The organism is Streptomyces sp. NPDC091292 (assembly GCF_044757265.1).
Classification (GTDB): Bacteria; Actinomycetota; Actinomycetes; order Streptomycetales; family Streptomycetaceae; genus Streptomyces.
The window spans coordinates 1-1,488 of record NZ_JBIVUQ010000054.1; the positions used below are offsets into that span (position 1 = coordinate 1).

The following is a 1,488-nucleotide window of genomic DNA, read 5'->3' on the forward strand; positions in this document are numbered from 1 at the left end:
GGGGGGGTGCCTCTATGTCTTTCGTCAAGCGTGGCGTGGGGTTCTGGCTTCGTAGAAGGTGCCGTCGCGGAGCATGGCGAACAGGACGCTGATGCGGTGGCGGGCGAGGCGGAGGAGGGCTTGGGTGTGGGTCTTTCCGCGGGCCCGGCAGCGGTCGTAGTAGGTGCGGGAGGCGGGATCGTGCAGGGCGGCGAACGCGGAGAGGAACATCGCCCGTTTGAGCTGTCGGTTGCCGCCACGTGGTGCGTGCTCACCGTGGATCGACGTGCCGGACGACTTGGTCGTGGGGGCGAGTCCGGCGTAGGAGGCCAGGTGGGCGGCGGTGGGGAAGCTGGTGCCGTCGCCGACGGTGACCAGCAGGACAGCGGCGGTCCTGACCGCGACCCCGGGCATCGAGGTCAGGACCTGGTGAAGAGGGTGGGCCTCCAGCAGGGTGCTGATCTGGGATTCCAGGGCTCGGCGCTGGTCGTGGACGGCTGCGAGCGAGCGGGCCAGGGACGGGATCACGGTGTCGAGGGTGCCCGTGCCGGGGACGGTGACGGTCTGCTCGTCGAGCGCGTCGAAGACCTCGTCGATCAGCCGGGCGGCCATGCGCGGGGCCTTGGGCCGGATCAGCTCGGCAAGCCTGCGGCGGCCGGCCTTGCGCAAAGCTGCCGGGGATCCGTGGCGTTCGAGGAGCCAGGGGATGGCCTGGTGGTCCAGGCGGGGGCCGAGGACGCGTTCGAGGCTGGGGTGGAACTGGGTGAGCAGGCCGCGGATGCGGTTGCTGGTGCGGGTGGCCTCGGCCGCGAGGTCCTGGTCGAAGCCGATCAGCACGGTCAGCTCGGCGGTGATCTCGTCGGTGAGTTCGAGCGAGCGCAGGGTGTGGGGCATCGTGCGGGCGGCGTCCGCGATCACCGCGGCGTCTTTCGCGTCGGTCTTCGCCTCGCCGGGGTAGAGGTCGGCGATTCTGCGCATCGCCAGTCCGGGCAGGTAGGCGACCTCGCAGCCCGCGTCCCGGGCGACGGTGAGCGGGAGGGCGCCGATGGACGCGGGCTGGTCCACGATCACCAGGACGGTGCCGAACTTCGCCGTGAGTTTGTCGAACACGGCCCGCAGTTTCGGCTCACTGTTGGGCAGTGGCTTGTCGAAGACCTTCTTCCCGGCCGGGGTCAGCCCGTGTCCGTGATGAGCGGTCTTGCCAACGTCCAGGCCGAGGAAGACGCCCACGTCTTCGGTGTCGAACATCGTGCTCCCAGCTCCTTCGGTGCGGCCGGCCCCGGCATCGGTGTCGTACTGGCGCATCCACGTTATGCAGACCTGCCGCCCGCGAACTGCCCGGCATTGCACCAGGCCAGACGGTGGCCGGACCTCTCATCAGCGTCTCCGACGGCACCCCTCGGGCCCGGCGACACCACCCCCCAGGTCATCCGTTGGACAGGGGGACACAGTCATACCGGGCCCGGAGGCCAGCGGCCCTCTTGCAGGACCGCCAAGACGATAACGGGG

The 1,488-nt window shown here is 70.0% G+C and carries 1 protein-coding gene; it reads right to left on the reverse strand.

Translation table 11 applies throughout. The features are described from left to right. Positions 1–24: 24 nt before the first annotated feature. The gene (locus tag ACIQNU_RS43785; protein ID WP_401378318.1) at positions 25–1,227 is read right to left on the reverse strand and encodes an IS110 family transposase; all 1,203 of its coding nucleotides are present in this window, start codon (positions 1,225–1,227) and stop codon (positions 25–27) included. Positions 1,228–1,488: the final 261 nt, after the last annotated feature.

Coding starts and splice junctions, on each gene's coding strand:
- ACIQNU_RS43785 (WP_401378318.1), bottom strand. CDS start 1,227: ATGTTCGACACCGAAGACGTGGGCGTCTTCCTCGGCCTGGACGTTGGC.